This window comes from Salmonella sp. SAL04157 (genome assembly GCF_046551635.1).
Taxonomy (GTDB): Bacteria; Pseudomonadota; Gammaproteobacteria; order Enterobacterales; family Enterobacteriaceae; genus Salmonella; species Salmonella enterica.
This window is the reverse complement of record NZ_JBGDVS010000011.1, coordinates 1-26,201: the sequence shown is the minus strand read 5'-3', so window position 1 is coordinate 26,201 and position 26,201 is coordinate 1. Positions and strand designations below refer to the sequence as shown.

Here is a 26,201-nt window from a genome sequence, read left to right as displayed (position 1 = left end):
ATGAAAGCGATTATTCTGCTGTTTGACAGTCTGAATAAAAACTATTTGCCGCCCTATGGCGATTTGCTAACGAAAGCGCCTAACTTTCAACGCCTGGCGGCACATGCCGCCACCTTTGACAATAGTTATGTCGGCAGTATGCCCTGTATGCCAGCCCGTCGGGAACTGCACACCGGGCGCTATAATTTCCTGCATCGTGAGTGGGGGCCGCTGGAACCCTTTGATGATTCCATGCCGGAATTATTGAAAAAAGCGGGGATCTACACCCATCTTATCAGCGATCATTTGCATTACTGGGAAGACGGCGGCGGTAACTACCATAACCGCTATAGCTCCTGGGACGTAGTACGCGGTCAGGAGGGCGATCACTGGAAGGCGAGCGTTGGCGAGCCGCCCATTCCGGAAGTACTGCGCGTTCCACAAAAACAAACCGGAGGCGGCGTTTCCGGGCTATGGCGTCACGACTGGGCGAACCGCGAATACATCCAGCAGGAAGCCGATTTTCCCCAGACGAAAGTTTTTGACGCCGGGTGCGATTTTATCCATAAAAATCATGCCGAAGATAACTGGTTATTGCAGGTTGAGACGTTCGATCCGCATGAACCGTTTTATGCCACCGAGGAATATTTATCGCTCTATGACGATGAGTGGCAAGGCCCGCATTATGACTGGCCGCGCGGCAAAGTCAGTGAAAGCGAGGAGGCGATAGCGCATATTCGCTGTCGTTATCGGGCCCTGGTTTCCATGTGCGACCGCAATCTGGGACGTATCCTTAATCTGATGGATGAACACGATCTCTGGCGCGATACGATGCTGATTGTCGGTACCGATCACGGCTTCTTGCTGGGGGAGCACGGTTGGTGGGCTAAAAATCAAATGCCCTATTATAACGAGGTGGCGAATAACCCGCTGTTTATCTGGGACCCGCGCAGCGCGGTATGCGGAGCGCGGCGGCAGTCGCTGGTGCAGATGATTGACTGGGCGCCAACGCTACTGGATTATTTTCAGCAACCTATTCCCGCAGATATGCAGGGCCAACCGCTGGCGAAAGTCATTGCCAGTGATGAACCCGTCAGGGAAGGCGCGCTGTTTGGCGTGTTTAGCGGACATGTTAATGTTACCGACGGACGCTATGTTTATATGCGGGCCGCGCAACCGGGGCGTGAGCATGACATTGCGAACTACACGTTAATGCCGATCAAGATGAATGCGCGTTATGACGTGGATGAACTGGGAAAATTATCTCTGGCACCTCCGTTTAAATTCACTAAAGGGCTTCAGGTATTACGTATTCCGGCCAGGGAAAAATATAAAGGTGTGAATAGCTTTGGTCATCTCTTGTTTGATCTCAGAGATGATCCGCAGCAGCAACATCCTATTCATGATGAGGCCATCGAAGCAAGGATGATCAACTTACTTATCCGTTTGATGAAAGAAAATGATGCTCCGGCGGAGCAGTATCGCCGTCTGGGTCTGGATGTTATCTAAAAACGTAACAATGTTGTAAGCCGGGTACGCGTTAGCGTCACCCGGCAAGTATTAGTCCGAATCGCCTGTTGATGCAGGCGTTTGAGACTGATGACAAACTGTAGAATGCTCAATGGCGCTGCGCTTATCAGGCCAGGATAGTTTCCGATGGCGGCCCGTGGGCTGAATAAGGTATTTATACTGCCATTTCGCAACACGGTGGGCTAATCACATATGTCTTACTGCGGGAACCACTGATCGCTGATTTTCTGATAAGTGCCGTCCGCTTTAATGGCGGCCAGCGCATTATTCAGTTTTTCCAGCAACGACTTATTGTCCGGGCGCACCGCGATGCCAAGTCCGGTACCGAAGTATTGCGGATCGGTCACTTTCTCTGTTGCCGGACCCAGTTGCGGATTCGTTTTCAGCCACTCATTGACCACTGCGGTATCGCCAAAGACACCGTCAATACGGCCATTTTTCAGGTCGATAATCGCATTCTGGTAGCTGTCGTAGGCCACGGTTTTGACCTCCGGATGTTTATCCTGGAGATATTTTTGATGCGTGGTGCCATTTTCCATACCGATACGCTTACCTTTTAGATCGGTAAAGGTCTTATAGGTGTCTTTTTTGGCAATCACCAGCGCGGAATTCGCATAATAGGGATTGCTAAAGGCGACCTGCTTACTGCGCTCCGGGGTAATGTCCATTCCGGAAATGACGGCATCATATTTTCTGAATTTCAGCGCCGGGATAAGACTATCGAAAGCATGATTGGTAAAAGTACATTCTGCCTGCATTTGCTTGCATAATGCGGTTGCCAGATCGATATCGAAGCCCACAATTTTATTACTCGCATCCAGGGATTCAAACGGGGGATAGGTGGCGGAAACCCCGAAATTGATTTTTTCAGCGGCGATGCTGCCAGTGGCGAAAGAGGCGAGTAATGCGGCCAGAACTAACTTTTTCATGATGTCACTCCCGTAATCTTATGATTATGCGCCGTGTCTGCGGCATAGATTTACAATGCCATCAATTGAATTTATATGCAATAAAAATGATTAAATATTTTTAAATGGATAAAAAAAGACGGACAAGTTAACCACTTGTCCGTCAGATTTATTCAAAATTATGCATCGTAGGCTTGATAAGCGCAGCGCCATCTGACCATTGTCGAACGGCGGCGAGAATGTCTTATCCTGCCTGGTTAATTGCGCCGCTCAAACGCCAGGGCTTTACGCTCAATCAAACGCATCATCAGCGTCAATAGACCGTTGACGACCAGATAAATTACGCCTGCCGCGCCAAATACCATCACATCGTAGGTACGACCATAGAGCAACTGACTGTACCCCATGACCTCCATCAAGGTGATGGTATAGGCCAGCGAGGTACTTTTGAAGACCAGTACCACCTCATTAGAATAGGAGGAGAGGGCGCGTTTAAACGCATAGGGCAACAAAATCGCCAGCGTATCTTTCTTACTCATCCCCAGCGCGCCGCAGGACTGCCACTGACCTTCCGGAATCGCGCGAATCGCGCCATAAAATAGCTGCGTGGTATAAGCGGCGCTGTTTAGCGACAACGCGATCAGTGCGCACAGCCACGGTTCAGACAGTAGATGCCAGAGTAGCGGATACTCTTGCAGTGTCGGGAATTGACCGGGTCCGTAGTAGATCAGGAAAATTTGCACCAACAACGGCGTACCGGTAAACAACGTGATATAGCCGCGCACCAGCCACACCACGAACGGCGTTTTTAGTGTCAGGATAATGGTAAAAACTAACGCCAGCACCAAAGCGACGGCAATAGAAGCCACGGTCAGCGTCAGGCTGGTGTGTAGCCCTTTTAGCAGTTCAGGTAAATACTCAAGCATTAGTCCGGCCTCCGCTCAAAACGTGTCGCGCGCAGGTCTATGCGTTTGAGAATGTACTGACTGATCAGCGTAATGACCAGGTAAATAGCCGCCGCAATAATGTACCAGTTAAACGGTTCCTGGGTGCGTGTGGCAATACTTTTGGTCTGCAACATTAGATCGTTAACGCTGATAAGGCTGACCAGAGCCGTATCTTTTAGCAACACCAGCCACTGATTACCCAGCCCTGGCAGAGCGTGACGCCACATCTGCGGCATCACCAGACGGAAAAAAATCGCCGTCTTTGATAATCCCAGTGCCTGACCCGACTCCCACTGACCAGACGGAACGGCTTTCAGCGCGCCGCGTAGCGTCTGCGACGCATAGGCCGCATACAGCAGGGACAACGCAATCACGCCGCACAGGAACGGACTGACGTCAAAGTTCTCAATCTCCATTTGCACCGGGATCTGCGTAAAGCCGAGATGGAGGGTAAACCCGTCAGACAGCGTAAGCAGGAGTTGCGAGGAGCCGAAATAGATAAACAGCACCACCAGAATTTCCGGCAGGCCGCGCAAAATAGTGACCAGCGCGGAGCCTATCCAGGCAATCGGGCGCCATTTTACGGACTCCCAGACGGCAAAGAACATGGCTAACGCGAGGCCAATGATCAGCGCACAGACGGCAAGGCCGACGGTCATCCCGGCGGCGCTTGCTAAAGGAAAAAATTCGTTCATCAAAGATTACTTCTGGAACCATTTGTTATAGATGGTCTCGTAAGTCCCATCTTTCTTCACTTTTTCCAGCGCAGTATTGAATTTCTGCTGCAGCTCGGTGTTGCCCTGACGTACCGCGATACCCAGGCCGGTGCCGAAATAATCTTTATCGGTGACTTTATCGCCGACCGGCGCCAGCTTAGGATTGGCTTTCAGCCATTCGGTCACGACCGCCGTGTCGCCGAAAACAGCGTCGATACGGCCATTTTGTAGATCCAGCTTCGCGTTCTGATAGCTGTCATACGGTACGGTGGTGATTTCCGGATGCTTATCCATGATGAATTTCTGGTGCGTCGTACCGTTCTGTACGCCGACTTTCTTGCCTTTCAGTTGATCGACGCTGGTGTATTTGCCCTGCTGACCCACGAACAGCGCGGAGTTGTCGTAATATGGCGTGGTAAACAGCACCTGCTTTTCACGTTCCGGCGTGATATCCATTCCCGCCATTACAGCGTCGAAGCGGCGGAATTTCAGGCTGGGGATCAGGCTGTCGAACGCCTGATTGGTAAAGGTACAGGAGGCGTCGATCTCTTTACATAGCGCGTTGGCCAGGTCGACGTCAAAGCCGACAATCTTGTTATTAGCATCCATCGATTCGAACGGCGGATAGGACGCTTCGGTCGCAAAACGAATGGTCTGGGCTGCTGTAGCGGAAAGGCTAAAGCCTGCAATTAGCGCGGCAATCAGAACTTTTTTCATTGTCATTGTCCCGAATCTTAGTGAGAGAGATAGTTTTTGAACGCTTCGGTCTGAGGGTGGGCAAAGCAACCCGCATCACCGTGCTCGACGATGTGACCATTTTCCATATAAATCACACGACTGGCGGTCTTACGCGCCACTTCGACTTCATGCGTAACGATCACCTGAGTAATGTTCGTTTCCGCCAGCTCATGAATAATGCTGACGATTTGAGCGGTAATTTCCGGGTCCAGCGCGGCGGTCGGTTCATCAAACAGCAGCACCTGCGGCTCCATCATCAGTGCGCGGGCAATCGCGACGCGCTGCTGCTGACCGCCGGAAAGATGCAACGGATAACGATCGCTATAGGGCTTCAGACGTAAACGCTCCAGCAGCTTTTCTGCGCGCGCCAGCGCCTGATCTTTTGTCAGACCCAGTACGCGGCAGGGCGCTTCAATCAGATTCTGCACAACGGTGAGATGCGGCCAAAGATTATATTGCTGAAAGACCATTCCGACATTTTGACGTAGCTCACGAATCGCCTTATCGGACGGCGTTTTCGTAAAATCAAAATGGTTCCCGGCGATAGTCAGAGTGCCGGAGCGCGGCATCTCAAGCAGATTGAGTACACGCAGCAGCGAACTTTTACCCGCCCCGCTTGGGCCAAGCAACACCAGCGTTTCGCCTTCGGGGCAATCCAGCGTGATATCGAACAGCGCCTGATGCGCGCCGTAAAAGCAATTAATGCCGTTTAATTGAATACTCATTGACACTCGTATACAGGCAGTCTGATAGCTATTGAAGCCGCAGATAGTACCTTTCGCAGAATAGTTATGCAATATTTATGCGTTAAAAGTTAAATATATCCCACATTCTTCCCTAAACATAGCACAAAATAGCAGGAGGAATAGTAGGTAAGAAGAATTGTCGGCATCCCGGGCAGAATGCCAGACAATTTACGGGGTTATGGGTGCAAAAGCGGGGAATACTGGCTGTTAACGGTTTTCTATCGACTGGCGCAGCGTACCGGCAGGGGCATGGACATCTCCGCCCAGATAGCGAACGTCGTCAATCACCCAGCATGAGCCTTCGTGAATCATAAGGACCTCATCCTGCCAGCTTTGATCGCCCTGTTTTAACGCTACCCGCAGAGGAATGTTGCGCGCATCTCGGTTCGGAATGGTTGATGCGCTGGCGACGTTGGCGCTATCCGGCAGCGTAGCGCGGCTGGAGAACAGATCGCCGCTCATCAACTGGCGGTGCTCCGTATCGCGGCTGGCGTCGGTCAACAATTTCGCCAGGTTATCACTCAAGTAGGGGCGAAGCGCGGCGATATCATTGCTGTGGTGTTGAATACGGTAGTCGTAAAATTGTTGAGCCACGCTGTCCGGGCCGCCTTCCACACACGCGCCGATACGCGGGCCATTATCTTTGTAGGCGGGAGTGACGGTCGTACAGGCGCTAAGCAGAAGCGCGCACGGGATGAGCAAAGAGAGTTTAGAATAGCGCATGATGATTTCCTTATAGGCGATCGAGCAAAAACCGATCTACGATAATCAATTATATCCTTTCAATGATAGCGTATCAGCTTGATAATGCGTTTGAGATCGTGTGCTTAGCTAACATGGGAGATTCACTATGCAGTTTTCAACAACCCCAACGCTGGAAGGACAAAGCATCGTGGAGTATTGCGGTGTGGTAACGGGCGAAGCCATTTTAGGCGCCAATATTTTCCGCGATTTTTTCGCCGGCATTCGGGATATCGTCGGCGGACGTTCCGGCGCGTATGAGAAAGAGCTGCGTAAAGCGCGTGAAATCGCTTTCCAGGAACTTGGCGAGCAGGCTAAAGCGTTGGGCGCCGATGCGGTGGTAGGCATCGATATTGATTACGAAACTGTCGGCAAGGATGGCAGTATGCTGATGGTCAGCGTCAGCGGAACGGCGGTGAAAACGCGCCGATGAGAGCGCTACTGTGGCTGGTGGGTCTCGCGTTGCTGTTAACAGGCTGCGCGAGCGAAAAAGGAATTATCGATAAAGAGGGATATCAGCTTGATACCCGACATCGGGCGCAGGCGGCCTATCCGCGCATTAAAGTCCTGGTGATTCACTATACGGCGGAAAACTTTGACGTTTCGCTGGCGACGTTAACGGGTCGCAACGTCAGTTCGCATTACCTGATTCCCGCAACCCCGCCATTATATGGCGGTAAACCGCGCATCTGGCAACTGGTGCCGGAACAGGATCAGGCCTGGCATGCGGGCGTCAGTTTCTGGCGAGGCGCCACGCGTCTCAATGATACGTCTATTGGCATTGAGCTGGAAAATCGCGGCTGGCGAATGTCCGGCGGGGTGAAATCTTTCGCGCCGTTTGAATCCGCGCAAATTCAGGCATTGATTCCGTTAGCGAAGGACATTATCGCGCGCTATGACATCAAACCGCAGAATGTGGTGGCCCATGCGGATATCGCGCCGCAGCGTAAAGACGATCCCGGCCCGCGCTTCCCGTGGCGCGAGCTGGCGGCGCAGGGGATTGGCGCCTGGCCTGACGCCCAGCGTGTAGCGTTTTATCTGGCTGGACGCGCGCCGTATACGCCAGTCGATACCGCAACGGTGCTTGCGTTACTCTCGCGCTATGGTTATGAAGTCAAAGCCGATATGACGACACGCGAGCAGCAGCGGGTGATTATGGCGTTCCAGATGCACTTCCGTCCGGCGCAATGGAACGGTATCGCAGATGCCGAAACGCAGGCGATTGCCGAAGCATTACTGGAGAAGTACGGCCAGGATTAACGCGGTAAATTTCCGTGATCGCGTAGCCAGGCGGCGGTGCGTTCAATGCCTTCGTCCAGCGTGACGATGGGCTGGTAGCCCAGCTCTTCCTGCGCGCGAGTCGTATCGAGCGTAAAATCAAAATTCAGTTTTGACACGCCGTAATGCGTTAGCGGGGGCTCTTTGGCGGATTTTTTGCCGAAGCGCTCCATACTGCGGGCGATCATATCCAGCATCGGGTAAGGCACAGAGCGAATGCGGCAGTCGATAGTCAGTTCATCTATTAACTTTTGTACGATGCTGCGTAAGGTGCGGTTTTCGCCGTTAGTGATGTTATAAGCGCGGCCAGAAGGCAGATGATCGCAGCCCGGCTGGCTGGCCAGCCACATGGCGTGGATCGCATTTTCATAGTAGGTCATATCGACCAGCGCGCTGCCCCCGTGCGGTAATAAGACGCTACCGTAATGGTGCATCATATGCGCCAGACGTGGGATAAATACTTTATCGTGCGGGCCAAACAGGCTTTGCGGACGCAACACCGTAAAACGTGTTTGCGGATTGGCCTGCGCCAGCAGATTAATCACCTCTTCGCCGGCGGCTTTACTGCGGGCGAACTCATTGGCAAACCGATGCGGACGGAAATCCTCTTTGATATCACGGTGGTGGTGGTAATCAAAATAGAGTGAGGGAGAGGAGATATGAATAAAATTGCGCACGCCCCAAGCGACCGCCCATTCTCCCAGACGGCGGGTGGCGCGAACATTCGCCAGATCGAAAGCTTGTTGGGTTCCCCAGGGCGAGGTAAAGCTGGAGCAGTGCCACAACGTGTCGATCCCGGCGAGCATCACTTTAGCCTGCGAGGAGACCAGTTCGGTTAAATCCGCATGGACGAATTCCGCGCCCATTTTTTCAAGCAGCTTGCCCATCGCTTCATTGCGACCCGTCGCTCTGACGCTGATGCCTTTATTGCGCAAAAATTCAACCGCGTTTCGACCTAAGCCGCTGGTGGCGCCGGTAACCAGTACCTTCATATCAATCCACTGTGTTTAATAAACCGTCGTGCGCATTCTTCCGTGAATTACGTCGGTATGCAATGGGAAACACGAAAGAATACAGCAACTTTTTCTCATTTTTCTGTGATTTGTTCTGCAAGTCGGGCAATACGCCTTGCCATTCCCCGGAAAATAAACAGGTGCGCCGGGATCATCAGTAGCCAGTAAATCAGGCCCGGCATTCCGTGTGGATGCCACCAGGCGCGCACGTCAATTTCGCGGTAGCGACCTTTATCGTGCAGCGTGAAGCTAAGCCGCCCCAGGCCCGGCGCTTTCATGCCAAACAAGAGCGTGAGCTGTTTTTCTGGTTCGACAATGATCACTTTCCAGCTATCTACCGTATCGCCTGGCTTGAGCAAGGCATGCGACGGGCGGCCTTTCGCCAGTTTATGCCCCACCAGACGGTCCATCGCGGCGCGCGTCTGCCACAAAATATTGCCGAAAAAATAGCCCTCTTTGCCACCCAGCCGATTTACGACCTGCCAGAGCGCCGATAGGCTGGCCGGGGTCTGCGCGGTAAAGCCCGCCTGCTTTGGAAAATAGCCGTATTCGGGACGCCAGCGGGCGAAGGCCAGCGCGTCGTAGCCCCAGTCGCTAGAGTTCACCAGTTTTTCTTCTTCTTTTAGCGTGCGGCGAACGGCGTCATCAAAGGTGATAAGCGTTTGGGGGATCAACTTTTTTAACGCGGCGTCATCGGCCAGCAAATCGTGCCTTAACCCCTGGATTAAGGCTTTTGCGGTAGTCGGCGGCACAGAGGTAATGACGTTTAAAAACCAGACCGAAATCCAGCGGGTCGGAAAAGGAACCGGGATCAGCGGACGCCGTTTACCGCTGACGGCCATAAAACGTTCAAACTGCTGCTGATAACTTAATACCTGCGGCCCGGCGGCTTCCAGAATACGATGCTCGCGCGCAGGGTGGTCCAGCAAGCCGACCAGGTAGTAGAGTAAATTTTCCAGAGCGATGGGCGTGGTGCGCGAACGCACCCAGCGCGGCGGCGTGAGTATTGGCAGGTTGTAAACCATGTCACGCATGACTTCGAAGGCGGCGGAGCCTGCGCCGACGATGATCCCGGCGCGTAATTCCGTCACCGGCACGCCTGCGTCGCGCAGTGTGTCAGCCGTAAGCTGGCGGGCGCGCAGGTGATCGGATTGCTCATGCGTCGGCGCCTGCAATGAACTGAGGAAAATAAGTTGTTTAACCGGCGTCTGGCGCAGCGCGTCGCGCACGTTGAGCGCCGCCTGACGCTCATGGGCGATAAAATCGCCGCCTTCGCCCATGCCGTGTACCAGATAGTAAACGGTATCAATGTCGCGAAGCAGCGCGGGTAAATTTTCCGGCCAGTGCAGATCGACCTTATGACAACTGACGTTGGCGAGGCGCTGCTTTTCCAGACGTTCCACGCGCCGCGCCGCCGCCCGCACCTGATGTCCTTGCTGACTTAGCGCAAAGGCCAGGTGCTGGCCGATATAGCCGCTGGCGCCGAGAACCAGAATGCGTTGCGCCACGTTGCTCTCCTTAGCGGGCTAAAAAGGCGCGCCAGTGGGCGACGACGTCGGCAAGCTGTTCGCGAGAAACATCCAGATGCGTCACCAGACGCACAATCGGCGCGGCGTTAATCAGGATATTCCGTTCCCGTAAATAGTCGCCAAGCGCGGCGGCCTGTGCTTCGCCAACGCGAACAAACAGCATATTCGTTTCGTGGCGCATGACCTCCGCACCTGCTTCCCGAAGCTGCTGCGCCAGCCAGGCGGCGTTATCATGGTCCTCTTGCAGACGCGCCACGTTATGCTTCAGCGCATACAGTCCGGCCGCTGCCAGAATCCCGGCCTGACGCATTCCGCCGCCGACCATTTTACGCCAGCGCGTCGCGCGTTTAATGTAATCGCGGTTGCCGACCAGCAGCGAACCGACCGGCGTTCCGAGACCTTTTGACAGGCAGATGGTAAAAGAGTCGCAATACTGCGTAATCTCTTTTAACTCACAGCCGTAGGCAACCACCGCGTTAAAAATTCGGGCGCCGTCAACGTGCAGCGCCAGTCCACGTTCGCGGGTAAATGTCCAGGCGTCTTTCAGATACGCGCGCGGCAGCACTTTCCCGTTATGCGTATTTTCCAGACTGAGCAAGCGCGTGCGCGCGAAGTGGATGTCATCCGCTTTAATCTTCGCCGCCACGTTCTCCAGCGGCAGTGTACCGTCCGCGGCGGCGTCGATGGGCTGCGGCTGAATGCTGCCGAGCACCGCAGCGCCGCCAGCTTCATAGAGATAATTATGCGCGCCCTGACCGACGATATACTCTTCGCCGCGTTCACAATGGCTAAGTAGCGCGACCAGATTGGCCTGGGTGCCGGTGGGTAAAAAAAGCGCCGCTTCTTTACCGGAAAGGTCGGCGGCGTAGCGCTGAAGGGCGTTAACGGTAGGGTCATCGCCGTATACGTCGTCCCCGACCGGGGCGGTCATCATCGCCTCGAGCATGGCGCGGCCCGGTCGGGTAACGGTATCACTGCGTAAATCAATCATGGCACATCCCTGGATTTTAAAAGGTGATGTGCACTGTTTTACCTTAGCCAGTTCGTTTTCGCCAGTTCGATCACTTCATCGCCGCGGCCGCTAATAATGGCGCGTAGCATGTACAGGCTAAAGCCTTTCGCTTGTTCCAGTTTGATCTGCGGCGGGATCGCCAGCTCTTCTTTTGCCACGACCACGTCAACCAGTACCGGGCCGTCAATGGAAAACGCGCGCTGTAGCGCTCCGTCCACGTCTGCGGCTTTTTCCACGCGAATACCGGTAATGCCGCAGGCTTCGGCGATCCGCGCGAAATTGGTGTCGTGCAGTTCGGTACCGTCGGTAAGGTAGCCGCCGGCTTTCATTTCCATCGCCACAAAGCCCAGCACGCTGTTATTAAAGACGACGATTTTTATCGGCAGCTTCATCTGTACCACCGAGAGAAAATCGCCCATCAGCATACTGAAGCCGCCATCACCGCACATCGCGATAACCTGACGACCAGGCGCGGTGGCCTGAGCGCCGAGCGCCTGCGGCATCGCGTTGGCCATTGACCCGTGGTTAAACGAGCCCAGCAAGCGGCGCTTGCCGTTCATTTTTAGATAGCGGGCCGCCCAGACGGTCGGCGTGCCGACATCGCAGGTAAAAATAGCGTCGTCAGCGGCGAAATGACTAATTTGTTGCGCCAGATATTGCGGATGGATGGCTTTGTCGCTGAGTTTGGCTAAGTCATCAAGTCCCTTACGGGCGTCCCGATAGTGCTCCAGAGCTTTATCGAGGAATTTACGATTGCTTTTTTCTTCCACCAGCGGCAGCAGGGCGCGAAGCGTGGCTTTAATATCGCCCACCAGCGCCATGTCGACTTTGCTGTGTGCGCCAATACTACCCGGGTTGATGTCAATCTGAATGATTTTGGCATCGCTCGGATAAAAGGCGCGGTAGGGGAACTGGGTGCCGAGCAGGATCAGCGTATCGGCGTTCATCATGGTGTGGAAGCCAGAAGAAAAGCCAATCAGGCCGGTCATTCCCACATCATAAGGGTTATCGTACTCAACGTGCTCTTTGCCGCGCAGGGCATGAACGATTGGCGCTTTTAGTTTTGCCGCCAACGCGACCAACTCCTCATGCGCGCCCGCGCAGCCGCTACCGCACATCAATGCGATATTGCTGGAGTAGCGCAGCAGTTGCGCCAGTTTTTTCAGCTCTTCCTCCGCCGGCGTGACGACGGGGTGCGGGGCATGGTACCAATGAGTGACGGCGTTTTCAGGCGCGGGTTTCAGCGCTACGTCACCCGGAAGTACGACCACGGAGACGCCGCGATTTAGCACCGCTTTGCGCATGGCGATGGCGAGTACCTGCGGGATCTGCTCCGGGCTGGAAACCAACTCGCAATAGTGGCTGCATTCACGGAACAACTCCTGCGGGTGGGTCTCCTGGAAATAACCGCTACCGATTTCACTGGACGGAATATGGGCGGCGATCGCCAGAACAGGGACGTGGTTACGGTGGCAATCAAACAGGCCATTGATCAGGTGCAGGTTGCCCGGTCCACATGAACCGGCGCACACTGCCAGCTCGCCGGTAAGCTGCGCTTGTGCGCCGGCGGCGAAAGCGGCGACCTCTTCGTGGCGGGTTGGCATCCATTCAATGGTTCCCATACGATTAAGACTATCGCTCAGGCCGTTCAGGGAGTCGCCAGTGACGCCCCAGATTCGTTTTACGCCAGCCTGTTCCAGCGTTTTGGCGATAAAAGCAGCAACGGTTTGTTTCATGGTTCTCCATCTCCTTAAATGTGATAACGGTTACAAGTTTAGTTGAAGATGACGATGACGTTTTTCTTTGGCGAAGAGAGGGGCGAAAGGATGAAGTGAGTGGTAAATCGCCCGGTGGCGCTAACGCTTACCGGGCCTACTATGGAACGTTTACCGATTATGCGAGAACAAGATCGCCCTGCGGATGGCAGGAGCAGGCCAGTACGTAACCTTCGGCAATCTCCGCCTCGCTCAGCGTCATGGTGCTGCTCACCGTATAGTCGCCGGAAACGACTTTGGTTTTACAGCAGCCGCAAACACCTGCCCGACAGGCAGCGGCAACCGGTACTTTATTACTCTCCAGCGCCTCCAACAGCGTTGTACCGATCGGGGCATAAAATTCCTGCGCTGGCTGTAGTTTGGTGAATTTCAGGCCGCTGGTTGCCGTTTCCGCCACCGGCGTGAAGAACTTCTCTTTAAAGAAGCGCGTTACGCCAAGCGCTTTCACGCCCTGTTCGACGAAATCCATATAGGGCGCCGGGCCGCAGGTCATGATGGTGCGCGATGCCAAATCCGGTACGCGCTGTAACAATTCCGTGGTCAGACGGCCCGCGACAAAACCTTCCGTGGCATGATTTTCCGCCACTAGCGTGACCGGATACTGTTGCCACTCGTCGGCAAAAATCACATCATCCGGCGAACGGACGTTAAAGATGACCTGCACATCGGCCTGCGGGCGGTATTTCGCCAGCCAGCGACGCATCGACATGATTGGCGTTACGCCACAACCGGCGGCGAGCAGCAGAAACTTATCTTCTGTTTTATCGTCACAGGTAAAATCGCCCATTGCATCAGACAGCCAGATGTAATCGCCGCGCTTGATGTCATGGGTCAACCACTGTGAACCCGTGCCATCTTCAATCCGACGAACGGTCAGCGTGATATATTCACTGACGCCCGGCGTAGACGAAAGGGTGTAGGCGCGCAGCGTTTCCGCTGAATTACGCACGCTCACCAGCGCATACTGCCCGGCGCGGTAAGGGTAGTAGTCATGGCATAATAGCGCAATTGTCCATACATCCGGCGTCTCCTGACGGATGTGATGCACCTGCATTCGCCAGGGACATTGTGAGGTTGGCATCGTCATCATTGGCCTCCTTACGCGCTCAGCAATTGCTTCATGTCTTCTTCAACGGTGGTCACGGAGCGCAGACCGAACTTCTCGTTGAGGATAGCCAGCAGATCCGGCGTGAAGAAGCCCGGCGCGGTCGGCCCGGTGACAATATTTTTCACGCCTAATGACAGCAGCGTCAGCAGAATCACGATCGCTTTCTGCTCAAACCAGGAGAGCACCAGCGATAGCGGCAGATCGTTGACGCCGCAGCCCAGTTTTTCCGCCAGCGTCACCGCCAGGATAATCGCGGAGTAAGCATCGTTACACTGACCGGCATCGACCAGACGCGGCAGCCCTTCGATGTCGCCGAACTCCAGTTTGTTGAAACGGTATTTACCGCACGCCAGAGTCAGGATCAGGCAGTCATCCGGTACGCTGGTGGCGAAATCGGTAAAGTAGTTACGCTCGCCGCGCGCGCCGTCACAGCCGCCGACCAGGAAGATGTGGCGCAGTTTTTTACGACTGACCAGATCGATGAGCGTATCGGCAGCGCCGAGCAGGGTCTGACGGCCAAAACCGACGGTGATGAGATGCGGAATTTCGCTATACGGGAAGCCCGCCATCTGCTGCGCCTGGGCAATGACCGGCCCGAAGTCATCACCTTCAAGATGGCTAACGCCCGGCCAGCCGACGATGCTACGGGTCCAGATACGGTCGTCATAGCTGCCCACGGTCGGGTCGATAATGCAGTTAGAGGTCATCACGATTGGGCCAGGGAAGCGGGCGAACTCGACCTGCTGGTTCTGCCAGCCGCTGCCGTAGTTACCGACCAGATGCTTGAATTTACGCAGTTCCGGATAGCCATGTGCGGGCAGCATTTCACCGTGAGTGTAGACGTTAACGCCGGTGCCTTCGGTCTGCTCCAGCAGGTTGTAGAGATCTTTCAGATCGTGACCGGAGATCAGAATGCACTTGCCTTCAGTCGCTTTGACGTTGACCTGAGTCGGCGTTGGGTGGCCGTATTTGGTGGTTTCACCGGCATCCAGAATGCTCATCACTTTAAAGTTCATCTGGCCGATTTCCATTGCGCACTCCAGCAGCGCGTTCATATCAGCAGGCCAGGTGCCGAGCCAGGCCATGATTTTGTGGTACTGGGCGTAAATGTCGTTGTCGTATTGACCGAGAACGTGCGCGTGCTCCATATACGCCGCCGCGCCTTTCAGACCGTACAGGCACAGCAGACGCAGGCCGAGGATATTCTCGCCAATGGCGGCTTTGTCTTTATTCGGGGTAAATTCCGCCGCCTGACGTTGCAGTTCGCCCAGATCGTCGCTAACCAGTTGCAGATCGGCCATCGGATTGTCGCAATGCGCATTGGCATCCACGCTCAGGCACTGCGCTTTCAACGCTTCACGCAAGGCAATCGCTTCACGGGCGTAGCCGACGATACGCGGAGAGTCGAAGTTAACGTTGGTCAGCGTGGAGAAAAACGCGCGCGGCGCAAAGTTATCAACGTCGTGATTAATGATGCCATATTCACGGGCCTTCACCGCCCAGGCAGACAAACCTTGCAAAGCCGCAATCAGCAGATCCTGCAGATCGGACGTTTCAGCTGTTTTACCGCACATTCCCTGCGCGTAGGAGCAGCCGTTTCCGGCTGGTGTACGGATGGTTTGTTCACATTGCACACAAAACATGGTCACACCTTTTAAAGTTATATTTAATATACATGTTTAAGGTTATGCCTGTGAACAAAGGGATAAAAGGGATTTCTGCCATAATGTGCAAGGAGATTGATTTAGCGCAATTTTGGCGGCAGATGCCTACCGCCAAAGAGGTATCAGGCCGAGAAGAACGCCATTAAGAGGGGGACCAGCAGGCTGAGGATAAAGCCATGTACGATAGCCGCCGGAACAATCTCTACGCCGCCGGAGCGCTGTAATACCGGCAACGTAAAGTCCATTGAGGTCGCTCCGCACAGGCCCAACGCCGTTGAACGGCTGCGGCGAACTAGGCCGGGAATAAGCATAATGGCTAAGAGTTCGCGGGCCAGATCGTTAAAAAATGCCGCGCTGCCGATAACCGGTCCAAACGACTCCGTCAGCAAAATACCGGAAAGAGAGTACCAGCCGAAACCTGACGCCATCGCCAGGGCGGTTTTTAGCGGTAAATCCAGGATAAACGCATTAATCACGCCGCCCAGTAATGAGCTTGCCACGACAACGACCGCGACCATCATTCCCCGGCGGTTAAGCACAATTTGCTTTAAGGTCATGCCGCTATTTCGTAGCTGAATCCCCACCAGGAACAATAAAAAGATCAGCGTATATTCACTGGCTTCGGTGGCGTGCTGTAAAACAGAGAGTCCGCTCAGGCCGATAACAAACCCCAATACCACTACGCCGCACAGTTGCAGCGACTCCAGCGCCATGGCAATACGCGAAGGCAGTTTTTCCTGCTGATGATGGTGACGCCACGGGAGGATACGTTCCAGCCACAATAAGGCAGCGATATTACACAATAAAATAATCGTAATACTGACGGCGGAATAATGAAAAATCGCCACCAGATTACTGGCGAGGTTATCCAAAAACGCCAGGCTTATTCCCATAAAAAAGAGAATAAGATACACGATCCAGCTCAGTAGCCGGTTAATAAGTTGTAATGCGGCTTTATGTCGCAGTGGAATGAGATAGCCCACAATCAGTGGAACCAGAATGATTAAAAGTCCTGAAAACATGAACAGCCGGGCCCTTTTTTATTGTTTGAATAGCGTACATGACACTACCGAATTCCAGACTATCAGTAAAGCGACACCGTCAGCCGTACATTTATCATACAGTTGCCTCAGGCAAAGGGGGGAATATCACGCCAGGCGGAAGCATTTGCCGTTATACTGCGGTGAGTTTAATGGAGTGGTGACGCTTTTCTGGAGGAAGCATGATTCTCGAACGCGTTGAAATAGTGGGATTTCGCGGTATCAACCGACTGTCGTTGATGCTGGAGCAAAACAACGTGCTGATTGGGGAAAACGCCTGGGGCAAATCCAGCCTGCTGGATGCGCTGACTCTGTTATTGTCGCCGGAACTCGATCTCTACCATTTTGTCCGTGAGGATTTCTGGTTTCCGCCTGGCGACATAAAAGGACGCGAGCATCACCTGCATATTATTCTGACTTTTCGCGAAACGCAGCTAGGGCGGCATCGGGTACGTCGTTATCGAGCGCTGGAAGCATGCTGGTCGCCTTGCGAGGATGATTTTCACCGTATTTTTTATCGGCTAGAGGGCGAATGCGGCGCCGATGGTAGCGTGATGACGCTGCGCAGTTTTCTCAATAGCGATGGGCAGCCATTGCCGGTGGAAAATATTAACGATCAGGTGCGCCACCTGGTTCGTCTGATGCCAGTGCTACGTTTGCGCGATGCGCGCTTTATGCGACGTATTCGCAACGGTACGGTGCCCAATGTGCCGGATGTTGAAGTCACGGCCCGACAGCTGGATTTTCTGGCGCGTGAGCTGGCGACCCGGCCGCAAAATTTAACCGACGGGCAGATTCGTCAGGGACTGTCCGCGATGGTGCAACTGCTTGAACACTATTTCTCAGAGCAGGGCGCAGGACAGGCGCGTCACCGACTCATGCGCCGACGTTCGCAAAATGAGCAGCGTAGCTGGCGCTATCTGGATATTATTAATCGGATGATCGACAAACCGGGCAGCCGGTCGCATCGGGTGATCCTGCTGGGGCTTTTCTCCACGCTGTTACAGGCGAAAGGGACGCTGCGGTTACATAAAGACGCGCGACCATTACTTCTGGTGGAAGATCCGGAAACCCGTTTACATCCCATTATGCTTTCAGTCGCCTGGCAATTGCTCAATCTGTTGCCGCTACAGCGGATAGCGACGACTAACTCAGGCGAATTGCTCTCGCTAACGCCGGTGGAGCATGTCGTACGGCTGGTGCGCGAATCTTCCCGCGTCGCCGCCTGGCGTTTGGGCCCGGGCGGGTTAAGCGCGGAAGATGGACGGCGCATCGCCTTTCATATCCGCTTTAATCGCGCGTCGTCGCTGTTTGCGCGTTGCTGGCTACTGGTGGAAGGCGAGACGGAAACCTGGGTTATTAATGAGCTGGCGCGTCAGTGTGGACATCATTTTGATGCGGAGGGCATTAAAGTCATTGAGTTTGCTCAGTCCGGTCTGAAACCGCTGGTGAAGTTCGCCCGCCGTATGGGAATCGAGTGGCATGTCCTGGTGGATGGCGACGAAGCGGGGAAAAAATATGCCGCGACGGTCCGCAGCCTGCTTAATAACGATCGGGAAGAAGAACGCGAACATCTCACGGCGCTGCCTGCGCTGGATATGGAACATTTTATGTATCGTCAGGGCTTTGCCGATGTTTTTCACCGGGTTGCGCAGCTTCCGCCTAATGTACCGATGAATACCCGGAAAATTATCACTAAAGCTATCCACCGCTCGTCAAAGCCGGATTTGGCGATTGAAGTCGCGATGGAAGCCGGGCGGCGGGGAATTGACGCCGTGCCGCCGCTGTTCAGAAAGATGTTCTCGCGCGTGGTTTGGCTGGCGCGGGGCCGGGCGGATTAGCGTTTGAATGTGGCCGGAACCTGTTCGACAACGCTATCGAGTAAAGCATAGCGGCGGCGATACTCGGCCCGTTTTTTACTGGCGATCTCCGCTTCGCTTTTTCGGGCGATCGCCAGCGGTAGCGCATAGTAATTTCCTTTAATTCTTTCACCGCCTAACGATTCCCAAAACGCGTCATAGTCGGCATGCATTTGCGTCTTTTTATCCATGTATCGCCAGCTACGGTAAACGTGCGCATCGTTACTCACGGCTATAATCTGCTCCGCCTGAAAGACTTGCGCAAACTGACAGAGAGCCTCCATCACGATGCGTTTGGGAAAAAGACCATGGCAGGCTTTGGTCGCCTGCTGGATAATTTCGTGAGGAACGTCGTTTGCCGCGCCCTGTAATCCGCCGATAAATAGTGTGCGTTGTTGGTTAAAGCGACACAGGGTAAATGTGATCTCTGCCAGAATACGTAACTGTGCGTCGCGAACAACAATAGTGCTTTCACCTTCTTTATCCAGTGAGACCAGACTGACTAAATCAAGTTGAAACAACTCGCCGGTTTTAGTTTCAAATTTAGCAAGATTCAGGCCATACTGACTTAAATAGCTAACCTGTTGTTCCCGCGATAAAAGTTGGCGCATCTGTTGATAATGAAAACACAGCGCATCTAAGGCGAAATCGCGTTTAATATTTACAGCCATATAAGGACGATGTAGCCGAATAGGCAAACGCGGCTGACGAGCAAGTAACGTATTTAACTCCGGCCATTGGGTGAGATTGGTCAGTAATTGGCTGGTCGCACGCGGCATGACTAATGAGCGGATTAAAAACTTGCGACGAAAGCTGGCTTTACGCCAGAATTTTCCTGGCTGTAATTGCCCGCGCGTCAGACGAATAAATAATTGTAAAGGAGAGATGTGATCTGAAGTGTACCAGGTATTATCTGTAAGCTGTGTCATGATCGTAATCCGCGACATAAGATTGTCGAGATTGAACCACAGGAAACATTAACCAATCGTCAATACAGCCGACGCTATCTTTATTGTGTCAGGTTTGTTTAGATACGGTTTACTTTCTGGTTAAAATTTTGCCGTCAGGGTTTCTATGCGTGCTAAGGGAAAGAAATTTAAAAAGCGTTATCTGGTCATTATTTTAATTCTTTTAGTGGGGGGGATGGTTAGCTGGCGAATGATAAATGCGCCGCTGCCAACTTATCAGACATTAATCGTGCGGCCAGGCGATCTTGAACAGAGTGTACTGGCGACTGGAAAACTGGACGCGTTGCGTAAAGTGGATGTCGGCGCGCAGGTGAGCGGCCAGTTGAAAACGCTGCTGGTCTCCATTGGAGATAACGTTAAAAAAGATCAGCTACTCGGCGTGATTGACCCAGATCAGGCGGAGAACCAGATAAAAGAGGTCGAGGCCACCCTGATGGAGCTGAACGCGGAGCGTCAGCAGGCAGCCGCTGAGTTAAAGCTGGCGCGGGTTACGCTGGCGCGCCAGCAGCAGTTAGCTAAGACTCAGGCGGTATCGCAACAGGATCTGGATACCGCGGCGACGGAGATGGCGGTTAAACAGGCGCGTATTGGCACCATAGATGCCCAGATCAAACGTAATCGGGCCTCGTTGGACACCGCGAAAACCAACCTGGAATATACCCGTATTGTTGCTCCCATGGCGGGGGAAGTGACGCAAATCACTACCCTGCAAGGACAAACGGTGATTGCAGCTCAGCAGGCGCCCAATATTCTGACGCTGGCGGATATGAGCACCATGCTGGTAAAAGCGCAGGTCTCGGAAGCGGACGTGATCCATCTTCGGGCGGGGCAGAAAGCATGGTTCACCATTGCAGGCGATCCGCAAACGCGCTATGAAGGCGTTTTAAAAGATATTCTGCCGACGCCGGAAAAGGTCAACGACGCTATTTTTTATTACGCCCGGTTTGAAGTGCCGAATCCCAAAAGAATCTTGCGTCTTGATATGACCGCACAGGTTTATATTCAACTCATGGATGTCAAAAATGTGCTGATTATTCCTCTCGCCGCGCTTGGCGAACCGGTGGGCGGCAATCGTTATAAAGTGGCGCTGTTGCGTAACGGCGAAAAACGTGAGCGCGAAGTGATCATTGGCGAGCGTAACGATACAGACGTGGAAGTGGTTAAAGGTCTGGAAGCGGGCGATGAGGTGATCATCGGCGAAAGCAGGCCAGGAGCGACGCCATGACGGCATTGCTTGAACTGCGCAATGTGAGTCGCAGCTACCCCTCCGGAGAAGAGCAGGTGGCGGTGTTAAAAGATATCTCCCTGCAAATCCACGCCGGGGAGATGGTGGCGATCGTCGGCGTTTCCGGTTCTGGAAAATCAACGCTGATGAATATCCTCGGGTGCCTGGATAAACCGACCAGCGGCACTTATCGGGTGGCGGGGCGGGACGTCTCGACGCTGGACCCGGACGCGCTGGCGCAGCTGCGGCGTGAGCATTTTGGCTTTATCTTTCAGCGCTACCATCTGTTGTCGCATTTAACGGCAGCGCAAAATGTTGAAATCCCCGCCGTCTACGCCGGCATTGAACGCAAAAAACGCCAGGCGCGCGCCAGAGAGTTACTTCTGCGGCTGGGATTAAGCGATCGCGTCGATTACCCACCTTCACAGCTTTCTGGCGGACAGCAGCAGCGTGTCAGTATTGCCCGCGCGCTGATGAACGGCGGACAGGTGATTCTGGCGGATGAGCCGACCGGCGCGCTGGATAGTCATTCCGGCGAAGAGGTGATGGCGATTTTGCGCCAACTGCGCGATCGCGGACATACGGTGATCATTGTGACGCACGATCCGCTGATTGCCGCCCAGGCGGAGCGGATTATTGAAATTCACGATGGCAAGATTGTCCATAATCCGCCCGCGCAGGAAAAGAAACGCGAACAGGGCGTTGACGCTGCCGTAGTTAATACGGCTCCCGGCTGGCGGCAATTTGCCAGCAGCTTTCGCGAAGCGCTGTCGATGGCGTGGTTAGCGATGGCCGCTAACAAAATGCGTACTTTACTGACCATGCTGGGAATTATTATCGGTATTGCGTCGGTGGTGTCGATTGTGGTGGTCGGCGACGCCGCAAAAAAGATGGTACTGGCGGATATCCGCGCTATGGGCACTAACACGATTGATATTCATCCAGGCAAAGATTTTGGCGACGACAACCCGCAGTATCGACAGGCGCTGAAATATGACGATCTGGTGGCTATTCAGAAACAGCCGTGGGTTAACTCTGCGACGCCCAGCGTTTCAAAGAGCCTACGTCTTCGCTATGGCAATATTGATATTGCCGTAAATGCTAATGGCGTCAGTGGCGATTATTTTAACGTTTACGGCATGTCCTTTAGGGAGGGGAACACCTTCAATGCTGTACAGCAACAGGATCGCGCGCAGGTGGTGGTGCTGGATGCCAACACGCGACGCCAGCTATTTCCAAATAAAGCGAATGTCGTAGGGGAAGTGGTGCTGGTGGGTAATATGCCGGTTATTGTTATTGGCGTGGCGGAAGAGAAACCGTCCATGTACGGCAATAGCAATCTGTTGCAAGTTTGGTTGCCCTATAGCACGATGTCAGATCGCATAATGGGTCAGTCATGGCTTAACTCGATCACCGTTCGTGTGAAAGATGGCGTTGATAGCGATCAGGCTGAACAGCAGCTTACCCGCCTGCTCACCTTACGCCACGGTAAAAAAGACTTCTTCACCTGGAATATGGACAGCGTCCTGAAAACGGCTGAAAAAACCACCTATACTCTTCAGTTATTTCTGACGCTGGTGGCCGTCATTTCGCTGGTTGTCGGCGGCATCGGCGTTATGAATATTATGCTGGTTTCCGTCACCGAGCGAACGCGTGAAATCGGCATCCGTATGGCGGTAGGCGCGCGCGCCAGCGATGTGCTACAGCAGTTTCTTATTGAAGCGGTGCTGGTTTGCCTGGTTGGGGGAGCGCTGGGGATTAGCTTGTCGATGTTCATCGCATTTATGCTACAGCTTTTCCTGCCCGGCTGGGAGATCGGTTTTTCACTGACTGCGCTGGCGAGCGCGTTTTTATGTTCGACGTTTACTGGGATACTGTTTGGTTGGCTACCGGCGAGAAACGCGGCGCGACTGGACCCGGTGGATGCGCTGGCAAGGGAGTAATCTTGCTGACGTCATTTGTCGGCCTGATAAGATGTAACAGTGTTGCTATCAGGAACTGGCGTTAAATAAAAATGCCAGCCGATCGGGCTGGCATTTTGCCTCCTGGATGTACACAATGAGACAGAGGAGCTATGCAACGGCCTCTGCTTCGATGGGCACGATGACGCTGGCGTGATTGCCTTTTGGCCCCTGGTGTACATCAAACCGGACAGACTGTCCGGCTTTAAGCGTTCTGTAACCATCCATTTGAATGGTGGAATAATGGGCGAAAATATCCTCGCCGCCGCCTTCAGGGCAGATGAAACCAAACCCTTTGGCATTATTGAACCACTTTACAGTACCCGTTTCCATGCTTCGACATCCTTCGTAAATCTTATATAAGTAAGATGGAATGAACCGGTGACGGAGTGGGGGCTGTTCAAAACCTCACCAACTCTCGACATTACAATTTAGAGAAATCAGGCGAGGCGTCAAGCATCAGGCAGGGGGGATCGGGTAAAAATGAATCAAAAATTTGAAGCAGTTAACGCTATTGCCGGGAATGTGACAGATGTCGCGGATGGTACTGATAGATGTTAGTTATCTATCAATTGAGGTAGATTGATTGTGTGCATAGACTCTGGTCAGCGGCAGATTTTCCTGCCGACAACCGTAACCGATAATGACGACTGACGATGGGTAAGACGAACGATTGGCTGGATTTTGACCAGCTGGTGGAAGATAGCGTGCGCGACGCGCTAAAACCGCCATCTATGTATAAAGTGATATTAGTCAATGATGATTACACTCCGATGGAGTTTGTTATTGACGTGTTACAAAAATTCTTTTCTTATGATGTAGAACGTGCAACGCAATTGATGCTTGCGGTTCACTATCAAGGCAAAGCCATCTGCGGCGTGTTCACCGCCGAGGTGGCGGAAACCAAAGTGGCGATGGTGAACAAGTATGCAAGGGAGAACGAGCATCCGTTGCTGTGTACGCTGGAAAAAGCCTGAATGCAGGTATAAAAATTGGGGGAGGTGCCTATGCTCAATCAAGAACTGGAACTCAGTTTAAACATGGCTTTCGCCAGAGCGCGCGAGCACCGTCATGAGTTTATGACCGTCGAGCATCTGTTGCTGGCGCTGCTCAGCAACCCATCGGCTCGCGAAGCGCTGGAAGCATGCTCCGTGGATCTGGTGGCGCTCCGTCAGGAACTCGAAGCCTTCATTGAACAAACCACACCCGTACTGCCTGCCAGTGAAGAAGAGCGTGATACGCAGCCGACGTTAAGTTTCCAGCGTGTCCTGCAACGTGCCGTCTTCCACGTTCAGTCTTCCGGGCGTAGTGAAGTGACTGGCGCGAATGTGCTGGTGGCTATCTTTAGCGAACAGGAATCACAGGCGGCTTATCTGCTGCGTAAGCATGAAGTGAGCCGTCTGGATATCGTGAACTTTATTTCTCACGGGACGCGAAAAGACGAACCGAGCCAATCTTCCGATCTCGGCAATCAGCCAACTGGCGACGAACAAGCTGGTGGGGAGGAACGTATGGAAAACTTCACGACGAATCTTAACCAACTTGCTCGCGTGGGCGGCATCGATCCGCTGATTGGTCGTGAAAAAGAACTGGAACGCGCGATCCAGGTCTTGTGTCGTCGCCGTAAAAATAACCCGCTGCTGGTGGGGGAATCCGGCGTTGGCAAAACGGCGATTGCCGAAGGGCTGGCCTGGCGTATCGTGCAGGGCGATGTGCCGGAAGTGATGGCCGATTGCACCATTTACTCGCTGGATATCGGTTCGCTGCTGGCGGGCACCAAATACCGCGGCGATTTTGAAAAACGGTTTAAGGCGTTGCTGAAACAGCTTGAGCAGGATACCAACAGCATCCTGTTTATCGATGAAATCCATACCATTATCGGCGCTGGCGCGGCGTCGGGCGGACAGGTGGATGCGGCAAATCTGATTAAACCGCTGCTTTCCAGCGGCAAGATCCGGGTGATCGGCTCAACGACCTATCAGGAGTTCAGCAATATTTTTGAGAAAGACCGCGCATTAGCGCGCCGTTTCCAGAAAATTGATATTACCGAGCCTTCGGTAGAAGAGACGGTGCAAATTATCAACGGCTTGAAACCTAAGTACGAAGCGCACCACGACGTGCGTTATACCGCGAAAGCGGTGCGTGCGGCGGTCGAGCTGGCGGTAAAATATATCAATGACCGCCATCTGCCGGATAAAGCCATTGACGTGATTGACGAAGCGGGCGCGCGGGCGCGTCTGATGCCGGTGAGCAAACGTAAGAAAACGGTCAACGTGGCGGATATTGAGTCCGTAGTGGCGCGAATTGCGCGAATTCCTGAAAAGAGCGTCTCGCAGAGCGATCGCGATACGCTGAAGAACTTGGGCGATCGTCTGAAAATGCTGGTCTTCGGCCAGGATAACGCGATTGAGGCGCTGACCGAAGCTATTAAGATGAGTCGTGCGGGTCTGGGCCATGAGCATAAACCTGTCGGCTCATTCTTGTTCGCCGGGCCAACTGGTGTAGGGAAAACTGAAGTTACGGTACAGCTTTCAAAAGCGTTGGGTATTGAGCTGTTGCGCTTCGATATGTCCGAATATATGGAGCGTCATACGGTGAGCCGTTTGATCGGCGCGCCTCCGGGATACGTCGGTTTCGACCAGGGTGGGCTGCTGACGGATGCGGTGATTAAGCATCCTCATGCGGTGCTGTTGCTGGATGAGATCGAAAAAGCGCACCCGGATGTCTTTAACCTGCTGCTGCAGGTGATGGATAACGGTACGCTGACCGATAACAACGGCCGTAAGGCGGATTTCCGCAACGTGGTGCTGGTGATGACCACCAACGCCGGCGTGCGAGAAACCGAACGTAAATCTATTGGTCTTATTCATCAGGACAACAGTACCGATGCGATGGGCGAGATCAAGAAAGTGTTTACGCCGGAGTTCCGTAACCGTCTCGACAACATTATTTGGTTCGATCATCTGTCTGGCGAGGTGATTCATCAGGTTGTCGATAAGTTTATCGTCGAGTTGCAGGCCCAGTTGGATCAGAAAGGCGTCTCCCTGGAAGTCAGTCAGGAAGCGCGCGACTGGCTGGCGGAAAAGGGCTATGACCGGGCGATGGGCGCACGACCGATGGCGCGTGTGATTCAGGATAACCTGAAAAAACCGCTGGCCAATGAGTTGCTGTTTGGATCGCTGGTTGATGGCGGACAGGTCACCGTCGCGCTGGATAAAGAGAAAAATGCGTTGACGTATGGCTTCCAGAGTGCGCAAAAGCACAAGCCGGAAGCCGCGCATTAATCTTCGTTTCACTGCCGTACAAACCGGGCCTTAGCGCCCGGTTTTTTGTCTATGGAAAACCCCCAGCTAGGCTGGGGGTTCCGGAAAGCTTTCAGCTTTAAGCCAGTTATTAAAACCCCTTTTGATTTGTTAAAACATCTTGCGGTCTGGCAACTGCAAAAGTTCAACAAGAAATCAAAA

24 protein-coding genes are annotated in these 26,201 nt (G+C 53.5%); 9 read left to right on the top strand and 15 right to left on the bottom strand.

Features of this window, described 5'->3' with window-relative positions; genetic code table 11:
* Window positions 1–1,488 carry a sulfatase gene (locus tag ACLJRE_RS19255; protein ID WP_023212629.1) on the top strand — a complete coding sequence of 496 codons (1,488 nt, stop codon included), beginning with the start codon at window positions 1–3 and terminating at the stop codon, window positions 1,486–1,488.
* 218 nt (window positions 1,489–1,706) lie between these two features.
* On the opposite strand, the gene artJ is transcribed toward ACLJRE_RS19255, so the two are convergent.
* The 6 genes from artJ to ACLJRE_RS19225 all read right to left on the bottom strand — a co-directional run bounded on the left by artJ (window position 1,707) and on the right by ACLJRE_RS19225 (window position 6,287).
* On the bottom strand, window positions 1,707–2,438 hold the full coding sequence (artJ, locus tag ACLJRE_RS19250) for an arginine ABC transporter substrate-binding protein ArtJ (RefSeq protein WP_000737539.1): 732 nt from the start codon (window positions 2,436–2,438) through the stop codon (window positions 1,707–1,709).
* 236 nt (window positions 2,439–2,674) lie between these two features.
* On the bottom strand, window positions 2,675–3,343 hold the full coding sequence (gene artM / locus ACLJRE_RS19245) for an arginine ABC transporter permease ArtM (RefSeq protein WP_000895393.1): 669 nt from the start codon (window positions 3,341–3,343) through the stop codon (window positions 2,675–2,677).
* The gene (gene artQ / locus ACLJRE_RS19240; RefSeq protein ID WP_001001677.1) at window positions 3,343–4,059 is read right to left on the bottom strand and encodes an arginine ABC transporter permease ArtQ; all 717 of its coding nucleotides are present in this window, start codon (window positions 4,057–4,059) and stop codon (window positions 3,343–3,345) included. The genes artM and artQ overlap by 1 nt, the downstream gene beginning before the upstream one ends.
* Window positions 4,060–4,065: 6 nt before the next feature.
* The gene (gene artI / locus ACLJRE_RS19235; RefSeq protein ID WP_000756586.1) at window positions 4,066–4,797 is read right to left on the bottom strand and encodes an arginine ABC transporter substrate-binding protein ArtI; all 732 of its coding nucleotides are present in this window, start codon (window positions 4,795–4,797) and stop codon (window positions 4,066–4,068) included.
* A gap of 17 nt (window positions 4,798–4,814) precedes the next feature.
* Window positions 4,815–5,543 (bottom strand): arginine ABC transporter ATP-binding protein ArtP, encoded by a 729-nt coding sequence (artP, locus tag ACLJRE_RS19230; protein WP_000027186.1) that lies wholly within the window; start codon window positions 5,541–5,543, stop codon window positions 4,815–4,817.
* A gap of 228 nt (window positions 5,544–5,771) precedes the next feature.
* Window positions 5,772–6,287, bottom strand: a complete 516-nt coding sequence (locus ACLJRE_RS19225) for a lipoprotein (RefSeq protein WP_001270724.1) — start codon at window positions 6,285–6,287, stop codon at window positions 5,772–5,774.
* 127 nt (window positions 6,288–6,414) lie between these two features.
* Between ACLJRE_RS19225 and ACLJRE_RS19220 the strand changes: the two genes are divergently transcribed.
* A complete protein-coding gene (locus tag ACLJRE_RS19220; RefSeq protein ID WP_001160725.1) occupies window positions 6,415–6,738 on the top strand; it encodes a heavy metal-binding domain-containing protein in 324 nt (107 codons plus the stop codon).
* Complete coding sequence (locus tag ACLJRE_RS19215) at window positions 6,735–7,565, top strand: N-acetylmuramoyl-L-alanine amidase (RefSeq protein WP_001202296.1); 831 nt, start codon at window positions 6,735–6,737, stop codon at window positions 7,563–7,565. The genes ACLJRE_RS19220 and ACLJRE_RS19215 overlap by 4 nt, the downstream gene beginning before the upstream one ends.
* Here ACLJRE_RS19215 and ACLJRE_RS19210 read toward each other — a convergent pair.
* The 7 genes from ACLJRE_RS19210 to ACLJRE_RS19180 all read right to left on the bottom strand — a co-directional run bounded on the left by ACLJRE_RS19210 (window position 7,562) and on the right by ACLJRE_RS19180 (window position 16,706).
* Window positions 7,562–8,575: an NAD-dependent epimerase/dehydratase family protein gene (locus tag ACLJRE_RS19210; protein ID WP_000866907.1), complete on the bottom strand. Its 1,014-nt coding sequence runs from the start codon at window positions 8,573–8,575 to the stop codon at window positions 7,562–7,564. The genes ACLJRE_RS19215 and ACLJRE_RS19210 overlap by 4 nt on opposite strands.
* A 95-nt stretch (window positions 8,576–8,670) precedes the next feature.
* Window positions 8,671–10,104: an SDR family oxidoreductase gene (locus tag ACLJRE_RS19205; protein WP_000068993.1), complete on the bottom strand. Its 1,434-nt coding sequence runs from the start codon at window positions 10,102–10,104 to the stop codon at window positions 8,671–8,673.
* Window positions 10,105–10,114: 10 nt separating this feature from the next.
* Window positions 10,115–11,116: a low-specificity L-threonine aldolase gene (ltaE, locus tag ACLJRE_RS19200; RefSeq protein ID WP_000566346.1), complete on the bottom strand. Its 1,002-nt coding sequence runs from the start codon at window positions 11,114–11,116 to the stop codon at window positions 10,115–10,117.
* A 38-nt stretch (window positions 11,117–11,154) separates the two neighbouring features.
* A complete protein-coding gene (poxB, locus tag ACLJRE_RS19195) occupies window positions 11,155–12,873 on the bottom strand; it encodes a ubiquinone-dependent pyruvate dehydrogenase (protein WP_000815324.1) in 1,719 nt (572 codons plus the stop codon).
* Window positions 12,874–13,030: 157 nt separating this feature from the next.
* A complete protein-coding gene (hcr, locus tag ACLJRE_RS19190; RefSeq protein ID WP_001538209.1) occupies window positions 13,031–13,999 on the bottom strand; it encodes an NADH oxidoreductase in 969 nt (322 codons plus the stop codon).
* 11 nt (window positions 14,000–14,010) lie between these two features.
* Complete coding sequence (gene hcp, locus ACLJRE_RS19185; protein ID WP_000458787.1) at window positions 14,011–15,663, bottom strand: hydroxylamine reductase; 1,653 nt, start codon at window positions 15,661–15,663, stop codon at window positions 14,011–14,013.
* A gap of 143 nt (window positions 15,664–15,806) precedes the next feature.
* On the bottom strand, window positions 15,807–16,706 hold the full coding sequence (locus tag ACLJRE_RS19180) for a lysine exporter LysO family protein (protein WP_000491118.1): 900 nt from the start codon (window positions 16,704–16,706) through the stop codon (window positions 15,807–15,809).
* A gap of 200 nt (window positions 16,707–16,906) precedes the next feature.
* Between ACLJRE_RS19180 and ACLJRE_RS19175 the strand changes: the two genes are divergently transcribed.
* Complete coding sequence (locus tag ACLJRE_RS19175; RefSeq protein WP_000599759.1) at window positions 16,907–18,565, top strand: ATP-dependent endonuclease; 1,659 nt, start codon at window positions 16,907–16,909, stop codon at window positions 18,563–18,565.
* On the opposite strand, the gene ACLJRE_RS19170 is transcribed toward ACLJRE_RS19175, so the two are convergent.
* A complete protein-coding gene (locus ACLJRE_RS19170) occupies window positions 18,562–19,512 on the bottom strand; it encodes a VirK/YbjX family protein (protein WP_001542594.1) in 951 nt (316 codons plus the stop codon). The genes ACLJRE_RS19175 and ACLJRE_RS19170 overlap by 4 nt on opposite strands.
* 145 nt (window positions 19,513–19,657) lie before the next feature.
* Here ACLJRE_RS19170 and macA point away from each other — a divergent pair, with 145 nt between their 5' ends.
* Both macA and macB read left to right on the top strand, forming a co-directional pair.
* The gene (gene macA / locus ACLJRE_RS19165) at window positions 19,658–20,776 is read left to right on the top strand and encodes a macrolide transporter subunit MacA (RefSeq protein ID WP_023212628.1); all 1,119 of its coding nucleotides are present in this window, start codon (window positions 19,658–19,660) and stop codon (window positions 20,774–20,776) included.
* A complete protein-coding gene (gene macB, locus ACLJRE_RS19160; protein WP_000125891.1) occupies window positions 20,773–22,719 on the top strand; it encodes a macrolide ABC transporter ATP-binding protein/permease MacB in 1,947 nt (648 codons plus the stop codon). Before macA ends, macB begins: the two co-directional genes overlap by 4 nt.
* Window positions 22,720–22,848: 129 nt before the next feature.
* Here the strand turns inward: macB and cspD are convergent, their stop codons facing one another.
* Window positions 22,849–23,070 carry a cold shock-like protein CspD gene (cspD, locus tag ACLJRE_RS19155; RefSeq protein ID WP_000447499.1) on the bottom strand — a complete coding sequence of 74 codons (222 nt, stop codon included), beginning with the start codon at window positions 23,068–23,070 and terminating at the stop codon, window positions 22,849–22,851.
* A 150-nt stretch (window positions 23,071–23,220) separates the two neighbouring features.
* Between cspD and ACLJRE_RS19150 the strand changes: the two genes are divergently transcribed.
* From ACLJRE_RS19150 to clpA, 3 genes are all read left to right on the top strand, one after another.
* The gene (locus tag ACLJRE_RS19150; protein WP_212742690.1) at window positions 23,221–23,298 is read left to right on the top strand and encodes a hypothetical protein; all 78 of its coding nucleotides are present in this window, start codon (window positions 23,221–23,223) and stop codon (window positions 23,296–23,298) included.
* 95 nt (window positions 23,299–23,393) lie between these two features.
* Complete coding sequence (clpS, locus tag ACLJRE_RS19145; RefSeq protein WP_000520789.1) at window positions 23,394–23,714, top strand: ATP-dependent Clp protease adapter ClpS; 321 nt, start codon at window positions 23,394–23,396, stop codon at window positions 23,712–23,714.
* A gap of 30 nt (window positions 23,715–23,744) precedes the next feature.
* Window positions 23,745–26,021 (top strand): ATP-dependent Clp protease ATP-binding subunit ClpA, encoded by a 2,277-nt coding sequence (clpA, locus tag ACLJRE_RS19140; protein ID WP_000934064.1) that lies wholly within the window; start codon window positions 23,745–23,747, stop codon window positions 26,019–26,021.
* Window positions 26,022–26,201: the final 180 nt, after the last annotated feature.